20 protein-coding genes are annotated in these 23,253 nt (G+C 55.1%); 7 read left to right on the plus strand and 13 right to left on the minus strand.

Features of this window, described 5'->3' with window-relative positions:
- Positions 1-153 precede the first annotated feature (153 nt).
- The 3 genes from rpmE to nhaD form a co-directional block, all read right to left on the minus strand.
- Positions 154-354, minus strand: a complete 201-nt coding sequence (rpmE, locus tag METLA_RS21845) for a 50S ribosomal protein L31 (protein ID WP_084480080.1) — start codon at positions 352-354, stop codon at positions 154-156.
- A 93-nt stretch (positions 355-447) separates the two neighbouring features.
- On the minus strand, positions 448-1,800 hold the full coding sequence (locus METLA_RS0106165; RefSeq protein WP_024297712.1) for an AmpG family muropeptide MFS transporter: 1,353 nt from the start codon (positions 1,798-1,800) through the stop codon (positions 448-450).
- A gap of 58 nt (positions 1,801-1,858) precedes the next feature.
- The gene (gene nhaD, locus METLA_RS0106170) at positions 1,859-3,193 is read right to left on the minus strand and encodes a sodium:proton antiporter NhaD (protein WP_029646461.1); all 1,335 of its coding nucleotides are present in this window, start codon (positions 3,191-3,193) and stop codon (positions 1,859-1,861) included.
- Between the two features lie 189 nt (positions 3,194-3,382).
- On the opposite strand from nhaD, the gene METLA_RS0106175 reads away from it, so the two are divergent.
- Together METLA_RS0106175 and METLA_RS0106180 are read left to right on the plus strand one after the other, a co-directional pair.
- Positions 3,383-5,035, plus strand: coding sequence for a nitrite/sulfite reductase (locus tag METLA_RS0106175; protein WP_024297714.1), 1,653 nt, complete (start codon positions 3,383-3,385; stop codon positions 5,033-5,035).
- Positions 5,022-5,474, plus strand: coding sequence for a DUF934 domain-containing protein (locus METLA_RS0106180; protein ID WP_024297715.1), 453 nt, complete (start codon positions 5,022-5,024; stop codon positions 5,472-5,474). The genes METLA_RS0106175 and METLA_RS0106180 overlap by 14 nt, the downstream gene beginning before the upstream one ends.
- Positions 5,475-5,637: 163 nt before the next feature.
- Here METLA_RS0106180 and METLA_RS0106185 read toward each other — a convergent pair whose 3' ends face one another.
- Together METLA_RS0106185 and METLA_RS0106190 are read right to left on the minus strand one after the other, a co-directional pair.
- A complete protein-coding gene (locus METLA_RS0106185) occupies positions 5,638-6,972 on the minus strand; it encodes a S41 family peptidase (RefSeq protein WP_024297716.1) in 1,335 nt (444 codons plus the stop codon).
- Positions 6,973-7,040: 68 nt separating this feature from the next.
- Complete coding sequence (locus tag METLA_RS0106190) at positions 7,041-8,210, minus strand: murein hydrolase activator EnvC family protein (RefSeq protein WP_024297717.1); 1,170 nt, start codon at positions 8,208-8,210, stop codon at positions 7,041-7,043.
- Between the two features lie 422 nt (positions 8,211-8,632).
- Here METLA_RS0106190 and METLA_RS0106200 point away from each other — a divergent pair, with 422 nt between their 5' ends.
- The 4 genes from METLA_RS0106200 (at position 8,633) to METLA_RS0106220 (ending at position 11,081) form a co-directional block, all read left to right on the plus strand.
- A complete protein-coding gene (locus tag METLA_RS0106200) occupies positions 8,633-8,947 on the plus strand; it encodes an ArsR/SmtB family transcription factor (protein WP_024297719.1) in 315 nt (104 codons plus the stop codon).
- A gap of 43 nt (positions 8,948-8,990) precedes the next feature.
- Positions 8,991-9,440, plus strand: coding sequence for a rhodanese-like domain-containing protein (locus METLA_RS0106205; protein WP_024297720.1), 450 nt, complete (start codon positions 8,991-8,993; stop codon positions 9,438-9,440).
- Between the two features lie 156 nt (positions 9,441-9,596).
- Positions 9,597-10,067, plus strand: coding sequence for a protein-export chaperone SecB (secB, locus tag METLA_RS0106215; RefSeq protein WP_024297721.1), 471 nt, complete (start codon positions 9,597-9,599; stop codon positions 10,065-10,067).
- 3 nt (positions 10,068-10,070) lie between these two features.
- A complete protein-coding gene (locus METLA_RS0106220) occupies positions 10,071-11,081 on the plus strand; it encodes an NAD(P)H-dependent glycerol-3-phosphate dehydrogenase (protein ID WP_024297722.1) in 1,011 nt (336 codons plus the stop codon).
- Between the two features lie 50 nt (positions 11,082-11,131).
- Here the strand turns inward: METLA_RS0106220 and METLA_RS0106225 are convergent, their stop codons facing one another.
- From METLA_RS0106225 to METLA_RS0106260, 8 genes are all read right to left on the minus strand, one after another.
- Positions 11,132-12,148: a L,D-transpeptidase family protein gene (locus METLA_RS0106225; protein WP_024297723.1), complete on the minus strand. Its 1,017-nt coding sequence runs from the start codon at positions 12,146-12,148 to the stop codon at positions 11,132-11,134.
- Between the two features lie 192 nt (positions 12,149-12,340).
- Positions 12,341-13,156 (minus strand): bifunctional DNA-formamidopyrimidine glycosylase/DNA-(apurinic or apyrimidinic site) lyase, encoded by an 816-nt coding sequence (mutM, locus tag METLA_RS0106230; protein ID WP_024297724.1) that lies wholly within the window; start codon positions 13,154-13,156, stop codon positions 12,341-12,343.
- Positions 13,157-13,286: 130 nt separating this feature from the next.
- Positions 13,287-14,570: an alginate export family protein gene (locus METLA_RS0106235; protein ID WP_029646462.1), complete on the minus strand. Its 1,284-nt coding sequence runs from the start codon at positions 14,568-14,570 to the stop codon at positions 13,287-13,289.
- 32 nt (positions 14,571-14,602) lie between these two features.
- The gene (locus tag METLA_RS0106240) at positions 14,603-16,297 is read right to left on the minus strand and encodes an ABC transporter ATP-binding protein (RefSeq protein ID WP_036281517.1); all 1,695 of its coding nucleotides are present in this window, start codon (positions 16,295-16,297) and stop codon (positions 14,603-14,605) included.
- A gap of 117 nt (positions 16,298-16,414) precedes the next feature.
- Positions 16,415-17,428, minus strand: a complete 1,014-nt coding sequence (locus tag METLA_RS0106245; protein ID WP_024297727.1) for an ABC transporter permease — start codon at positions 17,426-17,428, stop codon at positions 16,415-16,417.
- Between the two features lie 161 nt (positions 17,429-17,589).
- The gene (locus METLA_RS0106250; protein ID WP_024297728.1) at positions 17,590-18,993 is read right to left on the minus strand and encodes a CmpA/NrtA family ABC transporter substrate-binding protein; all 1,404 of its coding nucleotides are present in this window, start codon (positions 18,991-18,993) and stop codon (positions 17,590-17,592) included.
- Positions 18,994-19,426: 433 nt separating this feature from the next.
- Positions 19,427-20,350, minus strand: a complete 924-nt coding sequence (locus METLA_RS0106255; RefSeq protein WP_024297729.1) for a GAF domain-containing protein — start codon at positions 20,348-20,350, stop codon at positions 19,427-19,429.
- Positions 20,351-20,374: 24 nt separating this feature from the next.
- Entirely contained in the window at positions 20,375-20,944 is a 570-nt protein-coding gene (locus METLA_RS0106260; RefSeq protein ID WP_024297730.1) for an ANTAR domain-containing response regulator, read from the minus strand.
- 301 nt (positions 20,945-21,245) lie between these two features.
- Between METLA_RS0106260 and rep the strand changes: the two genes are divergently transcribed.
- Complete coding sequence (gene rep / locus METLA_RS0106265) at positions 21,246-23,249, plus strand: DNA helicase Rep (RefSeq protein WP_024297731.1); 2,004 nt, start codon at positions 21,246-21,248, stop codon at positions 23,247-23,249.
- Positions 23,250-23,253: the final 4 nt, after the last annotated feature.

The raw sequence follows: 23,253 nt of genomic DNA on the forward strand, positions 1-23,253 counted from the left end.
GTCAGATTTGAACGGCGAAATAACCGTGCGAGAAAATCTATGATGGGGCGGCGCAGTGGCGGCAAAATCAACTACGCGCCTAAAAGTAAGGGTTTAAAATCTAAACCCGCGATGCAATTTTTATTGCAAAAATTGCCAAAGCCGCCACTCAGCTTATTTGCCGTACTTTTTACGGAACTTATCCACACGGCCGGCAGTATCAACAACGCGTTGCTTGCCGGTGTAAAAAGGATGGCATGAAGAGCATACTTCGATCAACAGGTCTTTGGAAAGAACGGAACCTGTGACGAAAACGTTGCCGCAGCCGCAAGTCACTGTAATTTGTTTATAATTTGGATGAATTTCTGGTTTCATAACGCTTCACATTACCCGCGAGGGCCATATACCGGTTAAAAAGCAGACTATGATAAGGCTTCTATGACTATTTATCAACCTGATTTTAATGCTTTATGGGCTCTGGGTAGCCGCTATCATGCGCCGCTCGCGACTGAGCAGCAACAGAACCAGCGAAATCGCCGGCAACCCGACCACGGAAGCGTAGACAAAAAAGACATAATAACCGTAATGGTCGACGACGAGCCCTGCAAAACCGCCCAAAAACTGCGCAGGCAAGGTCATCAGCGAACTGAACAAGGCATATTGGGTGGCGGTATAAGCCTTGCTGGTCAAACTGGAAAGATAGGCGATGAAAACCGATGTCGCGAGCCCGCCGCTCAAGTTATCCGCACTGATCACCGCCGCCAGCAAGACCTTGCTGGGCGCACTCAAGGCCAGCACCGCGAACAACAAATTGGTCGAGACGACCATCACCGAACCCAACAATAACGGCCGCATCAGGCCATACCTGACCACCAAGGCGCCCCCCAAGGCCGCGCCGGCAATCGTCATGAAAAAACCGAAAATCTTGCTGATTTCGGCAATGTCTTTCTTGCTGAAGCCCAGATCGAGGTAAAACGGATTGGCCATCACCCCCATCGTGATGTCGCTCATTTTATAAAGCGCGATCAACAACAGAATGACGAGCCCGGTTCTGCCATTGCGGCTAAAAAATTCGACGAAAGGACTCAATACCGCATCGGTGAACCCGGCCAGCGCCCGTTGCCAAAGCGATGCCCGCCCGGACACACCCAGGGCGGATTCCAAGCGACTACCGGCCTGGCGCGCCGATTCGGCCCGCTGATGTTCGGGTTCGCGCAGGCACAACGTGGTTACCATGCCGACCGTCATCGCCGCGGCCATCACCAAATAGGCCCATCTCCAGCTTGAATATTCGGCGATATAAAACGCGCCCGCGCCGGCCACCAACAAGGCGATCCGGTAACCCAACACATACGCCGCCGCCATCGCGCCCTGATAACGCGCATCGGCCGTTTCGATACGGAAAGCATCGATCACCACATCCTGGGTCGCCGAACAAAACGCCACGCCCACCGCAAAAACGGCGCAGAGTTGCAGTTGCGTGTGTGAATCCAGACCGGCCATACCGAACAATCCCAGCGCAATCCCGATCTGCGCCAGCAGCATCCAGCTCCGCCGCTTGCCCAAAAGCCGGGTCAAGATCGGTATCGGCAGCCGGTCGATTACCGGGGCCCAAAAGACCTTGATCGAATAGATCACGCCGACCCAGCTGAAGAAACCGATCACGGTGAGTTCAACTCCCTCATCCCGAAGCCAGGCCGACAGAGTCGAAAATACCAGCAGAAAAGGCAGGCCCGCGGAGAAACCGAGAAAAATCATGCTGACCACACGCGGCTGCAAATAGATTGCAAAAGCGGTACGCCAGCTTTTTTCGGCCGTCACGAGACCTTACCTAGAGAGACGCGCCGCACGGGAAGTGCGGCGCAAGCGGAGACAATGCCTAGCCATTGATCAGATAATGCACGACGATACTGCCGGCATAACCGGCCGCAATCGCCGGCGACCATTTCAAATGGCTGAAGAAGGTGTATTTATGGTTGGACTGTCCCATCAACGCCACACCCGCGGCGGAACCGACCGACAGTAATGAACCGCCGACGCCGGCCGTCAAGGTGACCAGCAGCCATTGATACAGACTCATGTCCAGATTCATGTTCAATACCGCAAACATGACCGGAATGTTGTCAACGATAGCCGAAATTAAACCGACCAAAACGTTAGCGGTCGTTTGACCCAGACCGTCATACATCGCGCCAGACAGCAGCTCCAGATAGCCGATATAGCCCAAACCACCGACCGCAAACACGACGCCAAAGAAAAACAGCAGCGTATCCCATTCGGCATGACGCACTTTGTTGAAAATGTCGAAGCCTTCTTCGCCTTCGACGGTAAATTTCTTTTTGATCCGGTAACCATAGAGCATCAACACCGACAAACCGGCCATCATGCCCATGAACGGCGGCAAATGCAGAACTTGCTTGAAGCTGACCGCAGTCGCAATGGTCAACAGGAACATCACGCAAATTTGAATCGCGCCGGGCTTCAGAACGACAGCTTCTTCGTCAGTCGCATTCGGCTGCTCGTCAGGCACCGCAAAATACATCACCGCCGCAGGAATTGCGTAGTTGACCGCCGAAGGAATGAACAGCTTGAAGAAGTCGAAAAACTCCGCATAGCCAGCCTGCCATACCATCAAGGTGGTAATGTCGCCGAACGGACAGAACGCACCGCCCGCATTCGCGGCGACAACCAGATTCACGAAACCGATGCTGACGAATTTCGGGTTGTCCGATCCGACCGCCATCACCACCGCGCCGACCAGCAACGCCGCGGTCAAGTTATCGGCGACCGCGGACAGGAAGAATGTGATGATACCGGTGATCAAAAACAGTTTCCGGTAACCGAACTGCCGTCTGACCAGCCAGGAACGCAGCGCCTCGAACACGTTGCGCTCGGCCATTGCGTTGATGTAAGTCATCGCGACCAAGAGGAACAGCATCAACTCGGCATATTCTTTCAAGTTGTATTCAAACGCTTCGTGCATCGCATCGACCGACACACCCGCTTGCGACGCCAAGATGGCCGCATGCGACCAGATGATCGCGGCAGCCAAAATGACCGGTTTGGATTTACGCAAATGCGTAAATTCCTCAGCCATCACAAAGCCATAGGCAATCAAAAAGATCAGCACGCAATAAATGCCGCGCTCGGTCCCGGTCAGCCCAAGGCTTTCAATACCGCCGGCCATCGCAAACTCTGGCACCAGCAGTGTCATCAACAAAACAAAAAGAAACCTCACAAAACCCCTCCCATTGATGATTTTTATTATCGAAAAATTAAATGATTAAAGCCGTCTTCAACCCGATATACTATCACTTCGGAATAACCTTTGTCATTTTATGACGCAGCGTATATGATTAGTGGTCAAAAATTCTGCGCTAAACCAGCAACCACTAACCACCTTATGTACCAGTACAACGAACAAGACCAGACCCTTGTCGAAGAAAGGGCTGCGCAATACCGGCGGCAAACCGAAGATTTTCTGAAAGGCGAACTGACAGAAGATCAATTCCGCGCCTTGCGCCTGCGCAATGGGTTGTATATTCAGACTCATGCGCCAATGCTTCGGATTGCGGTGCCCTACGGCCTACTGAACTCGAAACAACTGCGCAAACTGGCCCATATCGCCCGCGAATTTGATAAAGGCTACTGTCATTTCACGACCCGGCAAAACGTCCAGTTCAACTGGCCGGAACTCGAACGCGTGCCGGACATTCTGGACGAACTGGCCAGCGTGCAAATGCACTCGATCCAGACCAGCGGCAACTGCATGCGCAACACCACATCGGACCCTCTGGCCGGCGTCGCGATCGACGAACTCGAAGACCCGCGCCCGTACTGCGAAATCATCCGCCAATGGACGACGCTGCATCCCGAATTCGACTATTTGCCGCGCAAGTTCAAGATTGCGGTCAGCGGCGCCCAACTGGATCGCGCGGCGACGCAATTGCACGACATCGGCGTGCATCTGGTCAAGAATGACCAAGGTGAAACCGGCTTCAGAATCCTGGTCGGCGGCGGCCTCGGCCGCACCCCGGTCATCGGCCAGGTGATTCGTCCATTCCTCGACAAGCAGCACCTGTTGTCCTATCTCGAAGCGATACTGCGGATTTACAATTTATTCGGACGCCGCGACAACAAATACAAGGCACGGATCAAGATCCTGGTCAAGGAAACCGGTCTCGACAAGTTTAGCGAGTTGGTCGAAGCGGAATGGCAGCAGATCAAGGACGGCATGGAACTGAGCGATGCGCGGATAGCCGCGATCAAGGCCCATTTCACGCCGCCGGCTTACGACACCGACGCCGCCCAGGATCAAAGCCTGGCCACGCAGTTATCGGCTAACCCCGCATTCGCCACCTGGTACAAATACAATACCGCTGCACACCGTGTGCCGGGCTACCGCGCCGCATTCATTTCACTGAAAGCGCCCGATTCGCCGCCCGGCGACATGACCGATACGCAACTGGATGCGGTCGCCGACCTGGCCGATCGCTACAGCTTCGGACAGCTTCGCAGCACGCACCGGCAAAACCTGATTCTGGCCGACATTAAACAGGCCGACCTGTTTAGCCTCTGGCAGGCGCTGACGAATTTAAAGCTGGCGACCCCGAACATCGGTACGGTCACCGACATCATCTGCTGCCCCGGCCTGGATTTCTGCTCGCTGGCGAATGCCGGATCGATCGGCGTCGCGAAAGAAATCAACGAAGCGCTCGACGATCTCGATTATGTGCACGACATCGGCGACGTGAAGATCAATATGTCCGGCTGCATGAACGGCTGTGCGCACCAAAGCGTCGGCCATATCGGCATCCTTGGCGTCGATAAGAAAGGCTCTGAATGGTATCAAATTACCCTGGGCGGCTCTTCCGAGAACGAAGCGGCGATCGGCGAACGTCTGGGACCCGCGGTGGCCCGCGACGAAGTCACGCAGGCGATCACGACGATTCTGGATGTTTATGTCAAACAACGGCAGGAAGAAGAATCATTTTTGGACATGGTAAAACGTGTTGGCATTACCCCTTTCAAAGAACGAGTCTATGCAGATCATTAAAGACAAAGCCATTATAGAGGACACCTTTACAACGCTTGCCGATGACGCCGAACCGACCCGCGGCGACATCAGCGTCTCGCTCTCGAGATGGAAGCGCGACCGCGAACTCCTGCTCGCGCATCCCGGCAAAGTGGGCGTGCGCCTCCAGGCGAGCGACGCGACTGCCGACCTTGCCGACGACCTGAAGCGCATCGATCTGATCGAACTCGATTTCGCCGACTTCGCGGATGGACGCTTGTTTTCGCATGCCTGGCTGCTCCGCGGCCGCTATCATTATCAGGGCGAAATTCGGGCGACCGGGCATTATCTGCTGGACCAGATTTTTTATCTGTCGCGAGTCGGCGTCAATGCGTTTAAGCCCGCCAAAGCCGAGCAATTAGCGAGCATCCTCGCAAATTTGCACGATTTTTCGGTCAAATATCAACCTTCGATCGTTTAAATCCGCAGCATCCGCAACAAAAAAGCCTTGCCCGGCATGAATGCCGGGCAAGGCTTTTTTTTGTCTAGCGCATCATCATCTAATCGTCCAGCAGGCCAGACACCGCCGCCCTGCTGAAAGCTCGCGGCAAAACCTAAGCTTTACCGCGAGCCGTGCAAGCCGATCAGTGCTTCATGATCGCCAGGCCTTTCAACAGGGACAAGGCTTCGAATACCGGATAATCGCTGACTTCCAGCTTATCATCCTTCGGCTTTTCATCCTTCGGCTTCTCCTCGCCTGCTTTTGGCTTTTCAACCTTCTTCTTGCCGTTTTCCAGATGGTGCGACAAGTCGGCTTCCTTGACCGGCGTAAAGTCCGATTTTTCGACCGACTCCAGCTTGACCGAAGCCAGCGCAATATCGGGCTCGATCCCTTCCGCCTGGATCGATCGACCGGAAGGCGTATAGTAGCGCGCGGTCGTCAGCTTGACCGCCGCACCATTACTGGTCGGCAATATCGTCTGCACCGAGCCCTTACCGAAGGATTTCTCACCCATGATCACCGCGCGTTTTTGATCCTGCAACGCACCCGCGACAATCTCGGAGGCGGATGCGGAACCCGCATTGATCAGCACGACCATCGGCGCGCCATTCAGCAAGTCATCGCCCGCTGCCGTGAAACGCATTTCGGAGTTTTCGATCCGTCCTTTCGTATAAACGATCAGGCCGCTTTTCAGGAACGCGTCGCTGACTTCGACCGCCGCATTCAAGACCCCGCCGGGGTTATTCCGAAGATCGAGCACCAGACCTTTCAGACTGCCCGCATTGTCTTTTTTCAATTGCGCCAGACTGTCGAGCAGACTTTCGCCGGTGCCGGATTGGAAACTGCTGATCCGAACATAGCCGTAGCCTTTTTCCAGCAGCTTGTTTTTCACGCTCTTGACCTTGATGATGTCGCGGGCCAGGGTGAATTTGAGCGGCGCTTCCTCGCCTTCCCGAACCACGGTCAGTTCAATCTTGCTGCCCGGCTCGCCGCGCATCGTCTTGACCGCCTCGACCAGGCTCATGCCCTTGACCGGCTTGTCGTCGAGCCGGATGATCAGGTCGCCGGTTTTCAGCCCGGCCCGTTGCGCCGGCGTATCGTCGATCGGCGATACGACCTTGATGAAGCCGTTTTCCATCGTGACTTCGATGCCGAGGCCGCCAAACTGGCCGGTTGTACCTTCCTTCAACTCCTGGTATTCCTCGGGCACCAGATAGGCCGAATGCGGATCGAGTCCGCTCAGCATACCGCGCACCGCGTCTTCCAACAGCTTTTTGTCCGATACGGGCTCCACATAATCGCGTTTGATCCGCCCGAAAATTTCGGTGAATGTCCGAAGCTCCTCAAAAGGCAGAGCCTCCGTTTCACTCTCGGTGTTGGGCTTGTTCAGCTCGGCCAGCACACTGCCGCCGATGCTGATGAATACCCCCAACATGATCCCTAAGGACAAGATAAAAAATGTCTTTTTTTTCTGCATGCGCATTGCTACCCCAACTGCTCGATTCCTAAATATGTTTCCATTGCCTGGCTAACTTTTTTCATGGCTTATCCCGGATACCATGCCAAAGGGTCAACCGGCTTGCCATTCCTGCGAATGCCAAAATATAAACCCGACTGCGACCGCCCGCCGCTTTGCCCCGCGCCCGCGATCACCTCTCCCGCCTCGACCCAGTCATAGACCTTTTTATAGAGGCTCTGATTAAAACCGTACAAGGTCATGAAGCCGTTGCCGTGATCAAGGATCATCAATAAGCCGTAACCGGACAGCCATTGCGAATAAACGACCTTGCCGCGAGTCACCGCGCGTACTTCCGCGCCTTCCGGCGCCTCGATCAGGATGCCGTCCCAGAGGCTCTGCATCCCTTTGGAAGCCGCCTTTTCTGAAACCGGCCACGGCAATTGTCCCTTGAGCCGCTCGAAATCGACCTTGGCCGCGTCCTGCTTTTCCGACTGAGACTGCTCATCAGTAGCAAGAGTTTCCGCCCCCTGATCGTCCGCCGGCTGATTCTCCCATTTCGCCTGTGTATCAATCAGTTCCTTCAGTTCATTCTCGCTCTCTTTCAGGCGATTGAGCTGCTGTTCGCCGGACGAATAGTCCTGCTCGATTTCGGCGAGCAGCTTGTTTCTTTCGTTCCGCAACAGTTCGAGCGAGCTTTGCTCGAGGCGGTTTTTCTCGACATCGCGCTGCATCAGCATCGCTTCTTCCCGCTGCCGGCTTTCCAGCTCGGCGAGCCCGGCGACCGACTTTTGCATGACCGCCAGCTTCTTCAGCCGCTGCCGGCGCAAATAATCATGATAGACCACCATCCGGCTCGCCTTCGCCAGATCCTGATGGTTCAGAATCAACTTCAATTTTCCGGTCCGGCTCATTACGAAGTCGGCGCGCAACTGCGCCGCCAGCGCCTTATGATGCAAGGCGATCTCATCCTTCTGCAGCACAATGTCTTGGTGGATCAGTTTCATCTGGCGGCGATTTTGCACGATGTCGTCTTGCAGCCTTTTCAACGTCGCCGCGCTTTCGCCATAGCGGTTTTCGATATCGGCGAGTTGATCCGCCACCGCTTCCTTTTGCAGCAGCATCGCTTGTATTTTTTTCTTGACCACCGCGATGCCGGATCGGACCACGCCCAAGTCCCCCTTGAGCGTGACCTCTTCGGCAGCGCATTCCTTCGCCAGCACCCCCAAAACGATGCAGGTTACAATCCTTGTCCGCATCTCTCGCTTAGTGGGCGGCCAGCAAGGATCTACCTGTCATTTCCACCGACTGCGGAATGTCCATGGCGTTATATTCCTTTTCGAGCGAGTACCCGAAGCCGTCAAGAATTAACAAAACTAAGGGCTTTGGCCGATTCAACATCTTTAAAATTTCTCCCGTCACAAACACAAAAATCGAGATTCGCGCCGCCATCGGCCCGGTAGGCTGCACTGGGGTAGGATTGTTTCAAATCCATTACCCTCTAAAGCTGAAACTAATGTATCATAGTGCCGCTTACTAGGCTTTCATGCGTAAGTATTACGCAAAACAAGGCTACAAAGTGTCCATTATATTAATACACGTTGGCAGTTCTTGTGTAAAAATAATTCATTGCAGCCGCCTTTTTTCTAATAGCAACAAGAACCTTCTGAAGGTCGGATTTATGGATACGCTTAACAAACCCACGGCATACGACGATAACGATATCAATCGGGCCGCACGCTGTATCAAGGCGATGTCACATCCTTTGCGGCTGAAAATATTGTGCGTCTTGGGCACCAATTCGGTCAGCGTGCAGGACATCGTCGACCAGGTCGGCACTTCGCAAAGCAACATCTCGCAGCATCTGGCAATCCTTCGTGAAAAAAACATCCTGGGCTCCAAAAAAGAAGCCAACCGGGTCTACTACTACATCGACGACAACCGGACACTGCAACTGATCAACATGATGCGCGAAGTCTTCTGCACGCGGCACTGATTCACCCGTTTACCTTTCATTTGTTTCAACCAACTACCCATCCATGCAACGTCTTTTTGAATTTATTTTTAATCACTACGTTTATTCGCTCGCCCTGGCGGTCGTCACCTATTTGTTGATTCAGGAATTGTTCGATACTGCTTTCAAAAAATTCAACCCGATCACACCGATGCACGCGGTCGCGAAGATGAACGAAAGCGACATCAACATCATCGATGTCCGCGAACCGACAGAGTACGTGGAAGGCCACATTGAAAACGCAATCAATGCGCCTCTCGGTAAACTGAGCGAGCAATTACCCAAACTCACCCGCGACAAAAAAGCGCCGATACTGGTCGTCTGCCAAAACGGCACCCGCTCCCTGAGCGCCGCCAAAACCCTGGCCAAGACAGGCTACGAGCAAATTTTCGTGATCACCGGCGGCATGAACGCCTGGACCGAAGACTACAAACTGCCGATAGCCACTCGCCGCAAGCAAAAAGCGCAATCCTAGGCAAGTTGCCCGGCCTTAAAATCGCCGCGTCGACTCCCGATAAAATGCACATTACGGATCAACCGTAAGCCGCGTTTTTGAACGTTGTCTTTTAACGCACCGCCATCAAGACGGCGCATAATCGTCAATACAATCCACCTTTCATTAAAAGCTATCATGGCAGAAGAACAACAAAACGTCGAAAAACAATTCGCGATTCAAAAAATTTACACAAAAGACCTGTCTTTTGAGACTCCGAACTCGCCGAAAATCTTCATGGAGAAATGGGAACCGGTTGTCGATTTCAACCTGAGCACTCGCGTCGAGACGATCGATGAAAACCTGTACGAGATCGTGCTGACCACGACGATCACGGTCAAAATCGCCACCGCCACCGCCTATCTGGTCGAAGTGAACCAGGCCGGCATCTTTACGATCGCCGGTTTCACCGAGCAGGAATTGGGGCCGATGGTCGGCAGCTTCTGCCCGAACGTGCTGTTTCCATACGCTCGCGAAGTCGTATCCGACCTGGTCGCCAAAGGCGGCTTTCCACAGCTTTTATTGGCCCCGGTCAATTTTGACGCCCTGTATGCATCGCACTTACAACAGGTACAAACCCCGGCCCCCGCGAAGGAAAGCCTGAACTAAGCGATGACGGCAAGAAAAATCGGCATTCTGGGCGCAGGTTCCTGGGGAACCGCGCTGGCGATCCAGGCCGCGAGAACCGGCTGCGAGGTGTTGCTCTGGGGGCATCATCAACAGCATATGGAGGTGCTTGCCGGCGACAGGGAAAACAAACACTACCTGCCCGGCGCCGCATTCCCGGCCAATTTGTCGGTCACGGCCGACTTACGCGAGGTTGGCGGTTTCTCCGATCTGTTATTGATCGCGGTGCCGAGCCACGCCTTTAAGGCGACGCTAGCGCAATTAAAGCCGTTTGCGGCGCACAACATCAAGATTGCCTGGGCGACCAAGGGCTTCAACCCCGACGACGGCTCCTTGCTGCACGAACTGGTGACGTCTCTGTTCTCGGCAGAGACGCAGGTCGCCGTGCTGTCGGGCCCGACCTTCGCGCATGAGGTCGCCGCCGAATTGCCGACCGCGATTACGATCGCCTCTCCCCAGGATAGTTTCTCGAATGAGTTGACGCATCTCTTTCACAGCAACCGCTTCCGGACTTATACCAGTACCGACATCGTCGGCGTGGAAGTCGGCGGCGCGGTCAAAAACGTGATGGCGATCGCGGCGGGCATCGCGGACGGACTCGGCTTCGGCGCCAACACCCGGGCGGCTCTGATTACCCGCGGACTGACCGAAATCATCCGGCTCGGCCTGCGTCTCGGCGGACACCAGGAAACCTTCATGGGCCTGGCAGGACTCGGCGATCTGATCCTGACCTGCACCGATAACCAGTCCAGAAACCGGCGCCTGGGCATCGCGCTCGGACGCGGGCAAGCGTTGGAACCGGCGATGCGCGAGATAGGCCAGGAAGTCGAAGGCGTGCTCGCCGCCAGGGAGACCTACCAGCTCGCCAAAAAGCACGGAATCGACATGCCGATTACCGAGCAGACTTTTAAGGTGTTATACGAAGGCTTATCCCCGGTCGCCGCGGTGCAGAACCTGTTATCGCGCGAATTGAAAAGCGAATCAACCGGGCCATAGAGAGATCAAGAATCACGCCGACCCCAAAAAGCCGGCGTTTTTTATTGTATTCAGGAACCGCGATAATAGCCGCCCGGCGAAGCCTGGCCGGCTTCTCTCGGCATTGCTGCCGGCGGTTGTTCCTGTTCCAAAGACGGCAGTCTTTCATAAATCGGCGTCGGTTCGCCGTCCAACACATGCAAGGCCTGATTCAGGGCTTTTTGATCGAAATCGGGCATTTCCTCCCCAGTTGCCTTCCTGATCAAATCGAGCGCGACCGCATAACGCTGATCCTGCCCCATCTCCTCGCCTTCGAGATCGGGGTGCGCCTCGATGTACAAGGTATTATCGAGCCAGCCGACCTTGATCGGCTGCTTGACGATATAAACCGACGTGCCGACCCCCGCCTGACTGTATAGCGTTTCAATATCTGCAGGATACATCCGCACACAGCCGTGCGTGATCTGCATGCCGATGCCATAAATCTTGTCGATGTCGGTGCCGTGAATCCGGTAGTCTCCGGGCAGATTCAGGTACAAAGCATAGGCGCCGAGCGGATTGTGCGGCCCGGGCGGCACGACTTCGGGCAGCGGATCGCCCATCGCGGCATGTTCGCGCCGGATCGACTCCGGCGGATGCCAACTGGGATCCTTCACTTTTTTGATAATTTTGGTTTTCCCGAGCGGCGTCTTCCAGTCCTGCCGGCCGATGCCGTGCGCAAACGACATCACTTGCCGCCCACCCGCCGGGTAATAATACATCCGGTATTCTGACAGATTCAGCGTAATGCCTTCGTGCGGCGTATCCGGCAGAATGCGCCGGTTGGCCAGGCGAACGAGTTCCCCTTTTTTGACATGCCAGCGATCGACCTTTTGATTCAGGCGGACGATTTCCGCTTGCCCCAATCGGTAACGCAAAGCCACGTCCAGCAAGGTTTCATCCTCTTCCGCATGGATAACCGCTTCGGGCTGCACGTATTCCATCACGACTGCATCGCCATTAGCCGGCAGGTCGTATGTTGTCGCCAACGCCGAACCGGACGCCAGTAAACCAAAAGTCAATAAAGCATTAAGAGCTCGAATTCTCATTACATTAATTCGCGAAAAATAAAAAATTTATGGATTCTATGACTAAAAGTCAGATTTTAGTCAAAACAGATAGTTCAGAATAACCCAGAATAGCGGGTTTTAGCGGGCAAAACCTGTGAAACCGATCATAAATCGGCAGTATTGTATCACACCGAGTCGAACTGTCAGGCCATTCGATCGGTTCAGTTTAGACTATCGTTGGCAATGTTTACAGAATACGGTCGAACGTCCGGACAAGCGGATTTCGGCCAGAGACTCGCCGCACACAGGGCAAGGGAGCCCTCCGCGGCCATAAACCTTCAGCTGCTGCTGGAAATAACCGGGCCTTCCGGCCTCGTTCACAAAGTCGCGCAAAGTCGTGCCGCCCTGTCGGATCGCTTCCTCTAGCACGAGGCGTATACATTCGGCCAACCGTTGATAACGCGCCAGCGAAATTTTACCGGCATGCCGGGTCGGCAAAATGCCGGCCCTGAACAGGGCTTCGTTCGCATAGATATTGCCGACGCCGACCACGACATGGCTGTCCATGATGAAGGATTTGATCGGCGTCTTGCGGTTTTGCGCCAGCGCATGCAGCTGCGCGCCATCGAAATCGGCGCTCAAGGGCTCCGGCCCCAAATCTTTCAGCAAGGGATGTCCGAAAACCGGTTCGGCGGTCCACAAGACCGCGCCGAAACGGCGGGGATCGTTGAAGCGCAACAGCGTTCGGTCGGTAAAAAGCAGATCGACATGGTCATGCTTGCCATGCGCCTGGCCTGCCGTCAGGATTCTCAGACTGCCCGACATGCCCAGATGCACGATTAAAGTGCCCTGCTCCGTGCTCAGCAGCAGATATTTGGCGCGCCGGTCGACCGACCGGATGCTTTGCCCTTGCAGCAGTTCGGAAAGGGATTCGGGCACGGGCCAGCGCAGACGCGGCTGGCGCACGATGACTTGCTGGATATGGAGGCCCTGGATCACGGGCGCGATACCGCGGCGGGTGGTTTCGACTTCGGGTAATTCGGGCATCGGGCCGGCGGGAAAATCTCGGGGTTACATCCTATGGATTACGCACAGTGTAACACAGAATTCGAGTCCGGCCGCAGCGGCGATCCGGTCATCTCAACAGTGAAAATGACCGGACGCAACCGTTTAGCGATTAAAAACTGACGTTCGCTTGAAACCAGATTTTCTGGGTATCGGTATTGATCGGGGTCGAAAGCCCGCTATCGGCATTGTAATTAGCGTATTTTGCCAACAACGAATAATGCTTGCCGAATTTCTTCACGACCATGAAATCCCATTCCTTGCCATAGGCCATTTTTCCGGTATCGTCGCTGAAGTCATGATAGACGCCGGTAATCGTCGTTTGGTAACGCGGAAACTCGACCATAATGGTGCCGAACAAATCGCGAATCCCGTTGTTCGGCGTGACCAGAAAGATATCCGCCCAGCCCTGGAATGCATGGTTCGTGCCGAGCGGCGTATCGAAGGTTTTGTTCGCGCCATAGCCGTTCAACTGCTCCCAGGCCCCCATCACGCTGACATTGAACGCCTTGACGCCGCCCATGAAGTTGAAGCGGTCGGCTTCATACTTGGTCGGTCCGTGCCCGTAATCCTTCTGGTCGGCCCATTCGGCGGTATACAGCAGATTGACCGTGTCCATGATCTTCGGCGACGCGCCGTTGAAGCGAATGCCATAGGTCTGATTGGATTTTTCCAGGAATAAATTTCGCCCCGCCGCAGGCCCGGGATTCACATCCTGGTAGTCCAGCCAATAGCCGTAGGCGACCAGATTGCCGTAATCGCCGACCTTGTAATTGATATTCAGGATCGGCGCTTCGATATTCTCGGTCGTTGAGGTAAAGGTTTGCACATTGCCGATATAACCGGCATTGATCGTGAGCCCGAAAAGCTGCTGGTTGTTATGCGTCACCAGAATCGAATCGTAGGTTGTTTCCAGCTGCCGCCAGCCGACGTTGCCGATGTAGCGGTCGTCGTCGAGCTTGATCCGTTGCCGGCCGCCCTTGATGATCGTATCGGGAATTCCGCTGTAAGCGATCCACAACTGGTTCAGTTCGGTTTTCTCGGGGTCGGCGATGATGGAATAGGGCGTGTTTTTGTTCCGGGTGCTGTTGTAATCCTCCTGCATCGCCCAAAGCCCTTCGAACTCGGCATAACCTTGGATGTCATAAAGCTTCGGTGACAAAGCCCCCAAGCGGAATCTCGCCGTATTCGCGTTGGCCGTTTTGGGGTTCGGCGTGCCGCCCTTATCCTGATCGACGTTTTCCCAGCGGTAATTGATATCCGCCTTGATCGCTCCCTTATTGCCGTAATGATAAAAATTCAGCGCATCCTCGATTTCCTGAGTCACGTCCGCGCCAGCAGATCCGCTCAGTAACGATAGCGACAAAAAGGTAATTTTTCCTGTTGGATGTGACATGATTCCCCCTGATTTTCTGTGATGGGTCTGCATTAGTGCGTGTGATCGCATTCTGAAAGGAAGGTCAGCAGGCTTTCCCGGTAGCGGTAATAATCCGGATGGGCCAGCAAGGCCTTGCGGCTGCGCGGTCTCGGCAGGTCGATGTCCTGAATCTTGCCGATTTTGGCGTGCGGGCCGTTGGTCATCATCACCACCCGGTCGGCCAATAAAATCGCTTCATCGACATCGTGGGTCACGACGATCGCGGTCACGTGCGTCCGCTCCCAAACTTCCATCAACACTTCTTGCAGTTCCCAGCGCGTTAAAGAGTCCAGCATGCCGAAAGGCTCATCGAGCAGCAGCAGTTTGGGCGACAATGCAAACGCCCTAGCGATGCCGACCCGCTGGCGCATGCCGTTCGACATGTCGGCGGCCTTTTTATGCAGCGCATCGCCGAGTCCGACTCGGGTCAGATAGTATTCGACGATATCGTCGCGCTCCGCTTGCGTCGCATGCGGATACACCTTGTCGACGCCGAGGGTCACGTTTTCGAACGCGGTCAGCCAGGGAAACAGACTCGGCGCCTGAAACACGACCCCCCGATCGGGACCGGCGGCATAGATCTCCCGGTTATCCAGGATGATGCCGCCGTCCGAAATCTCGTTCAGCCCGGCGGTCATCGACAACACGGTCGATTTGCCGCAGCCGGAGTGCCCGATGATCGAGATGAACTCGCCCTTTTTCAGCTTCATGTCGAAGCCGTCGACCACCTTGACCGTGCCGTTGCCGTCCGGGGTCGGATAGATTTTCGACACCTGCGAGAATTCCAGATAACGCGGCCGCCCGAGATCCTCCTGCGCCGGCTTCAGCGCGGACGCATCCGATTGCCAGTCGTTGCTGGTGTTCGGCCGAACGTTCGGCAGCACCAACCGGTCTTGACCGCCCTGCTGGTTTTTTTCGATGCCGACCTGCATCAGATAGCGAGTGATGTCGGCGCGCAGGCGCTTGAATTCCTCGTTATGGTTCAACGCGGTCCGGTCACGCGGACGTTCGAGGTCGACCTTGAAACCCGGCCCGAAAGTCGCCTCCGGCCCCGGATTCAATGGAATCACCCGGTCGGCCATGTAGATCGCCTCATCGACATCGTTCGTGATCAGGATCATCGTTTTCTTATCCTGATCCCAGATTTGCAGGATCTCGTCCTGAAGATTGCCGCGCGTCAACGCATCGAGCGCGCTGAGCGGCTCGTCGAGCAACAAGATGTCAGGATTCGCGGCCAGGGCCCGCGCGACATTGACCCTTTGCCGCATGCCGCCCGAGAGTTCGGCCGGTTTCTTGTCCATCGCGGCTCCGAGATTGACCATGCGCACGTATTTCTCGGTGTGCGCCTTGCGTTGTGCGGGCGTCCACTCCTTGAAGATCTGATCGACCGCCAACGCGACGTTCTGATAGACCGTCAGCCAAGGCATCAACGAGTAATTTTGAAACACCACGCCGCGGTCAGGCCCCGGCGCTACGATGGGCTTGCCCTGCTTCATCACCTCGCCGCTGTCGACTCCGCACAATCCGGCGATGATCGACACCAACGTGGTTTTGCCGCTGCCCGAAAAGCCGACGATCGCGATAAACTCGCCTTCCCGGATCGTCAGATTGATGTCCTTCAAGATCGAGGTCTTCTGCGCGCCTTCGCCGTAGGATTTGCAGACGTCTTTCAACGCGAGCAGCGTCTTGGCCGCCGGTTCTTTCATCTCTTTGGGTGACGACGCCTGGGTTTTCATCGGAAGTTCCACCACGTTATCCTTCGGGTAAGAGGCGATGCCGCTAGGGCTCGGTTTTGCGTTTGCTGAATTCATGCCGCCCTCCCCTTAGCGTCCGAACGAGAAGACATTTTGCAGCGATTGCATGATCCTATCGAGGATGAAGCCGATGATCCCGATCGTGAATACCGCGACCATGATCCGGCCCAGCGAGTTCGAACTGCCGTTTTGGAATTCATCCCAGACGAATTTGCCGAGGCCCGGGTTCTGCGCGAGCATCTCGGCCGCGATCAGCACCATCCAGCCGACCCCCAAGGACAGCCGCATGCCGGTAAAGATGAACGGAATCGCGGACGGCAGGATGATCTTGTTGATCTGCGTGCTCCAGTTCAGCCGCAGCACCTTGCCGACATTGACCAAGTCCTTGTCGATCGACGACACGCCGACCGCGGTATTGATCAGCGTCGGCCAGAGCGAACACAGCGTGACCGTGATCGCGGAGGTCAGGAACGATTTTTCGAACCAGGAATCGTTATCGGTCACATACAAAGCACTAACGACCAAAGTCACGATAGGCAACCAGGCCAGGGGCGAGACCGGCTTGAAGATCTGGATCAACGGATTGATCGCGGTATTGATCGTAGGGCTCATCCCGCATAAGAGGCCGAGCGGCACCGCGACCAGGGTCGCCAGGAAGAAGCCGGTGAACACGGTGAAAAGGCTGGTGCCGATCTGATCCAGATAGGTGCCCTTGCCGTTGAACGGGCGCACCTTCGGCGGCGGCTGGTCGGGATGCTCAGCCGCCGCCTGCGTGATCCGCTCCTGCTGACGTGCGTAATACTGGCGCTCTTTTTCGCGCTGCGCATAATGCTCGTCGACCAACCCGCCGGCCTCATGCCAGACCGAAACCGGCCCCGGAATCGCGCCGAGACTGGTATTCACGCGGGCCGCCGAAAAACTCCACAACCCGAGAAAGAACAGAAAAGCGATGAACGGCACGCCGATCATCAACCATAACTGCCGTAACTGCGGCACCGGATTCTCGCCGGCCGCGATTTTGACGATCGGGATAAACCAGGTCAAGCCGGTGATATTCAAAAATTTGATCAGTTTATTATTCATAATCCGCTGCATCACGCCCGCTGCCGGGGTGCCTTAAAAAAGGGTCTAGGGAGAGTTGTGCCGAAAAAAATGTGCGTCCTTGCACGCAGTCGACATCCGTTGTACACATCAGAGGCACATCTAGAACAACATGGGTAAATCTTTCAAATCAAGCGGTCAGATCACTTCTCGACGACTTTGCCGCCGGCCACCTTTTGCTTGCCTTTCAGACCAATCGGGAATTTGGTCAGATAATCATTCGGCTTGGTCGCATCGAAGGCGATGCCGTCGATAAAGTCCGCGCTCGGCGGTTTGATGCCGGTCTCGCTGTCGCTCGGAAAGTCGCTGGCCTTGGCCTTGCCTTCGGCGATCAACTCTTTCGCCGCCGCCTTATAGATGTCGGGACGGTAAACCTTCTTGGCGACTTCCATATACCAGGAATCCGGCTTTTCTTCGTTGATTTGACCCCAACGGCGCATCTGGGTCAGGTTCCAGACCGCATCGCTGTAAAAAGGGTAGGAGCTGTAATAACGGAAGAACACGTTGAAGTCTGGCAGTGAACGCTTGTCGCCCTTTTCATATTCGAAGGTGCCGTTCATGCTGTTCGCAATGACATCGAAATCGGCGCCGACATACTGGCTCTGCGACAGCATTTCGATCGCTTCCTTCCGGTTTTTGTTGTTTTCCGCATCCAGCCACATCGTTGCGCGAATCAAGGCCTTGATCAGCGCCTTGTGTGTATTCGGGTGTTTCTCGGCCCAGGCTTTATTCACGCCGAAAATTTTGTCGGTGCTGTTCTTCATTAATTCAACATCACCGATCACCGGCACCCCGATGCCCTTGAATACGACTTGTTGGTTCCAGGGCTCGCCGACGCAGAAGCCGACGATCGTACCGGCATCCAGAGTGGCCGGCATTTGCGGCGGCGGTGTTACTGACAGCAGCGCGTCGGCATTGATCTGCCCAGACGTATCCTGAGGGGGTGAATAGTAGCCGGGATTGATGCCGCCGGCCGCCAGCCAGTAACGCAGTTTAAAGTTGTGAGGGCCAACCGGAAAGGTCATCGCCATGTTAAAGGGTTTGCCGGCCGCTTTATATTTTTCCAGTACCGGCTTCAGCGTGTCCGCCTTGATCGGATGCACCGGTTTGCCGTCCTTGACCGGCACCTGCGGTTTCATCTCTTTCCAGACATCATTCGATACGGAGATCGCAACGCCGTTCGAAGACAGCGTCAAGGCGCTGATAATGTCGCCCTTGGTGCCATAACCGATTGCCGCGCCGAAAGGCAGCGACACCAGCATATGCGCACCGTCGAGTTCGCCGCTCAGTACGCGGTCCAGCACGACTTTCCAGTTCGCTTGCGCTTCCACTTGCACGGATAAGCCTTCGTCCTCGAAAAAGCCTTTTTCGAACGCGACCGCGAGCGGCGCCATATCGGTCAGTTTGATGAAGCCGAGCTTGACGGTTTCGGTTTCCAAATTCTCGGTCACCGCGAAGACCGAAGTACTGAAGATGATTGTCGTAGCAACCGCTGCCTTGGATAAAGTGGCAGCTAATTTTGTTAAGGTAAATTTTCCGTGTTTCATAAAATTCGTCTTGGGGTAAATTTTAAGGCCAAAAAACGTCTTTCCAGCTGGACGCCGGCAATGCCGCATCCGCTGTAACTGACGCCTTTGTCAGATCGCTCACCTTTGAGCACAAAATTTTGACCCCACCGTTAGAGTCTTCAGTTTAGTTTTAGCATAATTTATGCCAACACCGATCGAAGACTTATCTGTGATATTTTTATTTGCAAATCATATATTTGATAAATTAGCCGCCTAGTTTTCCTGACTTACCGGAGAAATCGGGCAAACAGGAACAAATTCACCGCCCTATCAGCGAGCACTAATGATGCGGTTTTGCACCAAACTAATACAAGGTTGTTTTCAAGCCACAAAAGGCTGGCTTTGCGGAGATTATCGGAGAACGCTCAGGCGCATCTAGGCCTAAGCACAGAGATTTTGGACGGGATAGTGCCTAAAACAAAAACGTTACGATCGCCTTCAATCGGCCTTGTTCGATCACTGGAATCGCCAGCATGCGGCTAAGGTCATCCAGTTCCTCATTATATGACTCATCCTGATTTCCGGTAATCAAGGGCATGCCGGTCAGCCAGACCCGGCCCAGGGCGCCGTCGCCTTTGTTGACCGTCAGCGTTTCGAAGATTTCCGCGAGGTTATTGCTGTTTTTGCTATGGCTTTGCCGGCAGACCAGTTGCCTACCTTCAGCGTCGGGCATCCAAATCTGGATACGCTTCGCAATCGGCGTCGATTTCGCGGAAAGAAAAGTGATGACGTAAGCCCGCTCATCGCCATTTACAAACGGAATCCCGAGAACCGTCGAAATCCCTGCTTTCAGCGCGTCGCCGGAGCGGACATACTCGGTAGCCTTGCCGATATCCTCGACCAGGACCGGCATCGCCGTCTCCCATGACCTACCGGGAATGCCCTGGCCTTTCGGCAGGCCGATCTGTCTGGACTGTGTTTCAAATTGCGTCAGAGAGCCGTAATAACCATCCAGCACATGCAGCGCATGATCGGTGGCCCCTTCATTGTTCCAGACCTCGATCGCTCCTGCCTGCTCCTGATCGTCCCCGCAGAGAAACACCACGACCGCCAATAAAAAATCACCCGAAAAGATCGGTATCGCAATGCCGCAGGTCAGCCCGGCTTTTTGTGCCGCGGAAGTCCGTTTAAAGTAGGACTGTTCGAATCGGCTCAGCACGATGGGGTGCCGCGCCGCCCAGGCTTTTCCCGGCAAGCCTTCATCATAGGCAAAATGCTGCTTTTCGCTAGCGTGCTTAAACTCGGTTAAGCCGCCATACAGGCCCGAACCGAACTCCAGTTGGGTGCGTTCTTTATCGGGAATCCAGATTTCAATCACTTTGATAAACGTTTTCATGGCGGCTCATTAAAAGTCAGCGTTCTATTTCAGCAATTCCGCCATCGCAATGACGTTTCTGGCCATCTGACCTAACGTAATATTCCGATCCATCGCCAGCTTTCTCAGGGTATGGTAGGCTTCGTTTTCGGTAAAGTTTTGCGTATTGATCAAAATGGCTTTCGCGCGGTCTATTTGTTTTCTGTCTTCGAGTTGGGTTCTCGCTTCCTGCAGTGCGTTTTTGAGCACCTGTTGATGCTTGAAGCGGGCCAGGGCTACGTGAATGATGCCGTGGAGGCGATCGGCATCCAGACCATTCACCTCAAACGCGCTGACCTCGGCTTGCATCGCCTTATGGATCGTTGCACTGCTGCCGTCGGTAGCAAACATGATCACCGGTAACGGACATTGCCGGTTTAGCATGAAGAGGTCCGCCAAGAGCTCGTCAGAAGGCGTCTCGAGATTGAAAATGATCGCATCAGGCCGCATATCCTTGACCTGCGCGATGAATGACGGAGCGTATTGAACTTTGACCGTTTCGACGTTATCGTCAGCCAGTGCATTTTCCAGCGCGGTATTATCGATTCCGCTTTCGACTATCAATAGATTCAGCATGGCTCTGATGGCTTGCAACTGGCAACACGAGTTTAAGGGGAGAAAACTTGAAAGGGTTAGGCTTAGACGGCTCTTAATAAGAGTACCGAACAGATAATAAAGAATTCGGCGTAGAATGGGAAGAACCGCGGAGCGAGTTTTAAATCTCCGGCCCCTCGAACCGTCCGGTCCGAAGGCAATTTCGGATTTTTTAGGCCCCAGGCTTTTTTCCCTCCACCCGAACCACTACAATGTCGGCCCGACCCGCCCAGACGTTCCAGGCGTTGGCGAGCTGCCGGGAAAGTAACAAACCCACTGATCCATGACCAAACTGAACCCGCAACAACAAGCCGCCGTCAAGGCCATCGACCACCCGTTACTGGTGCTGGCCGGCGCCGGCAGCGGCAAGACCCGCGTGATTACCGAAAAGATCGCCTATCTGATCAAACAGGGCACGCCCGCGCGCCATATCGCCGCGGTGACCTTTACGAACAAAGCCGCGCGCGAAATGAAGACGCGCGTGTCCAAATTGCTCGACGATACGCAATTGCGGGGCCTGCGCGTCTCGACCTTTCATTCCTTGGGACTCGACATCCTGCGCGCCGAGTCGAAAACGCTCGGCTACAAATCCGGCCTGACCCTGTTCGACGAACAGGACAAGCTAACCCTGCTGCGCAATTTGATCGCACATAGTTCCAAAAGCTTCGATCCCGACCAGTGCGACCGCTACGCCTGGCAGATCGGCCAATGGAAAAATGCCTTCGTGACGCCCGACCAGGCGCTCTCGCGCGCGACCCAGGAGCAGCATCACGCCGCCCTGCTCTACGCGGACTATGTCCAAAGCCTGAAAGCCTACAACGCGGCCGATTTCGATGACCTGATCCTGATTCCGGTCTTGTTGTTCCAGCAACATCAAGCGATCCGGGAGAAATGGCAAAACAAGATCCGCTATCTGTTGGTCGACGAGTACCAGGACACCAATTCCACCCAATACGAATTGGTGCGCCTGCTCGCGGGCAATCTCGGCCGCTTTACCGTGGTCGGCGACGACGACCAGTCGATCTATGCCTGGCGCGGCGCGCAGCCGGAGAATCTCGCGCAATTGCAAAAGGACTACCCGCGCCTGCAAGTGATCAAGCTCGAACAGAACTACCGCTCGACCGGCCGGATATTGAAGGTCGCGAACCAGTTGATCGCGAACAATCCGCATGCGTTCGAAAAACGGCTGTGGAGCCAGCTCGGCTACGGCGACCCGCTGCGCGTGCTCAGCCACAAGGACGAGACGACCGAGGCGCAGCAGGTCGTCTCCGAGATCGTGCATCACAAATTCAAAACCGGCGCCTCCTACGGCGATTATGCGATCCTGTACCGCGGCAATCATCAGTCCCGCTTGTTCGAACGGTGCCTCCGCGAACAGAACGTGCCCTACTTCATCAGCGGCAGCACCTCGTTCTTCGCTTATACCGAAATCAAGGACATCCTGGGCTACCTGCGCCTGCTGGTGAACCCGGACGACGACGCCGCGTACCTGCGCATCATCAACACCCCGCGCCGCGAAATCGGCCCCGCCACGCTCGAAAAACTCGGCGCCTACGCGAACGAGCGCCATATCAGCCTATTCGCGGCCAGCGGCGAATTCGGTCTAAAACAAAAGCTACAGGACAACGCCGCCCACCGTCTCGAAAAATTCCGCGACTGGATCGTCGATACGGCCGACCGGGTCGAACGCGGCGACCAGTTCGCGGTGCTCGAACAAATGATCGACCAAATCGGCTACCGGCAATGGCTACAGGAAAACAACAACAGCCGCGACGCCGCCGAACGCAAGCTGAAAAACGTGTATGAACTGCTCGACTGGCTCAAACGCATGGCCGAGAAGGAAGAAAGCGGCAACGCTAAGCTGTCAGAGATCGTCTCGAAAATCCTGCTGATGGACATGCTGGACCGCAACCGCGAGGAACAGGCCGGCGACCAGGTCAGCCTGATGACCCTGCACGCGGCCAAGGGCCTCGAATTTCCACATGTATTTTTGATCGGCATGGAGGAAAACATCCTGCCGCACCAAAACAGCCTCGAAACCGGCAATCTCGAAGAAGAACGCCGCCTCGCCTACGTCGGCATCACCCGCGCCCAGCGCACCTTAACCTTCAGCTACTGCACGCACCGGAAGCGCTACGGCGAAGTCGAGGAATGCGAACCGAGCCGTTTTCTGGGCGAACTGCCCGAGGGCGATCTCGAATGGGCAAGCAAAAAGCAATTGGATCCTGAAGTCAAAAAAGAAAACGCTAAGTCATTTTTTGCTGCAGCAAGAGCAATTACATCGTAATCAT

Source organism: Methylomicrobium lacus LW14 (assembly GCF_000527095.1).
GTDB lineage: Bacteria > Pseudomonadota > Gammaproteobacteria > Methylococcales > Methylomonadaceae > Methylomicrobium > Methylomicrobium lacus.

Excerpts from the sequence above, each read along its gene's own strand:
- rpmE (WP_084480080.1), bottom strand. The coding sequence starts at position 354 with ATGAAACCAGAAATTCATCCAAATTATAAACAAATTACAGTGACTTGC.
- nhaD (WP_029646461.1), bottom strand. The coding sequence starts at position 3,193 with ATGACACTGCTGGTGCCAGAGTTTGCGATGGCCGGCGGTATTGAAAGC.
- METLA_RS0106175 (WP_024297714.1), top strand. The coding sequence starts at position 3,383 with ATGTACCAGTACAACGAACAAGACCAGACCCTTGTCGAAGAAAGGGCT.
- METLA_RS0106180 (WP_024297715.1), top strand. The coding sequence starts at position 5,022 with ATGCAGATCATTAAAGACAAAGCCATTATAGAGGACACCTTTACAACG.
- METLA_RS0106185 (WP_024297716.1), bottom strand. The coding sequence starts at position 6,972 with ATGCAGAAAAAAAAGACATTTTTTATCTTGTCCTTAGGGATCATGTTG.
- METLA_RS0106190 (WP_024297717.1), bottom strand. The coding sequence starts at position 8,210 with ATGCGGACAAGGATTGTAACCTGCATCGTTTTGGGGGTGCTGGCGAAG.
- METLA_RS0106200 (WP_024297719.1), top strand. The coding sequence starts at position 8,633 with ATGGATACGCTTAACAAACCCACGGCATACGACGATAACGATATCAAT.
- METLA_RS0106205 (WP_024297720.1), top strand. The coding sequence starts at position 8,991 with ATGCAACGTCTTTTTGAATTTATTTTTAATCACTACGTTTATTCGCTC.
- secB (WP_024297721.1), top strand. The coding sequence starts at position 9,597 with ATGGCAGAAGAACAACAAAACGTCGAAAAACAATTCGCGATTCAAAAA.
- METLA_RS0106220 (WP_024297722.1), top strand. The coding sequence starts at position 10,071 with ATGACGGCAAGAAAAATCGGCATTCTGGGCGCAGGTTCCTGGGGAACC.
- METLA_RS0106225 (WP_024297723.1), bottom strand. The coding sequence starts at position 12,148 with ATGAGAATTCGAGCTCTTAATGCTTTATTGACTTTTGGTTTACTGGCG.
- mutM (WP_024297724.1), bottom strand. The coding sequence starts at position 13,156 with ATGCCCGAATTACCCGAAGTCGAAACCACCCGCCGCGGTATCGCGCCC.
- METLA_RS0106235 (WP_029646462.1), bottom strand. The coding sequence starts at position 14,570 with ATGTCACATCCAACAGGAAAAATTACCTTTTTGTCGCTATCGTTACTG.
- METLA_RS0106240 (WP_036281517.1), bottom strand. The coding sequence starts at position 16,297 with ATGAAAGAACCGGCGGCCAAGACGCTGCTCGCGTTGAAAGACGTCTGC.
- METLA_RS0106245 (WP_024297727.1), bottom strand. The coding sequence starts at position 17,428 with ATGAATAATAAACTGATCAAATTTTTGAATATCACCGGCTTGACCTGG.
- METLA_RS0106250 (WP_024297728.1), bottom strand. The coding sequence starts at position 18,993 with ATGAAACACGGAAAATTTACCTTAACAAAATTAGCTGCCACTTTATCC.
- METLA_RS0106255 (WP_024297729.1), bottom strand. The coding sequence starts at position 20,350 with ATGAAAACGTTTATCAAAGTGATTGAAATCTGGATTCCCGATAAAGAA.
- METLA_RS0106260 (WP_024297730.1), bottom strand. The coding sequence starts at position 20,944 with ATGCTGAATCTATTGATAGTCGAAAGCGGAATCGATAATACCGCGCTG.
- rep (WP_024297731.1), top strand. The coding sequence starts at position 21,246 with ATGACCAAACTGAACCCGCAACAACAAGCCGCCGTCAAGGCCATCGAC.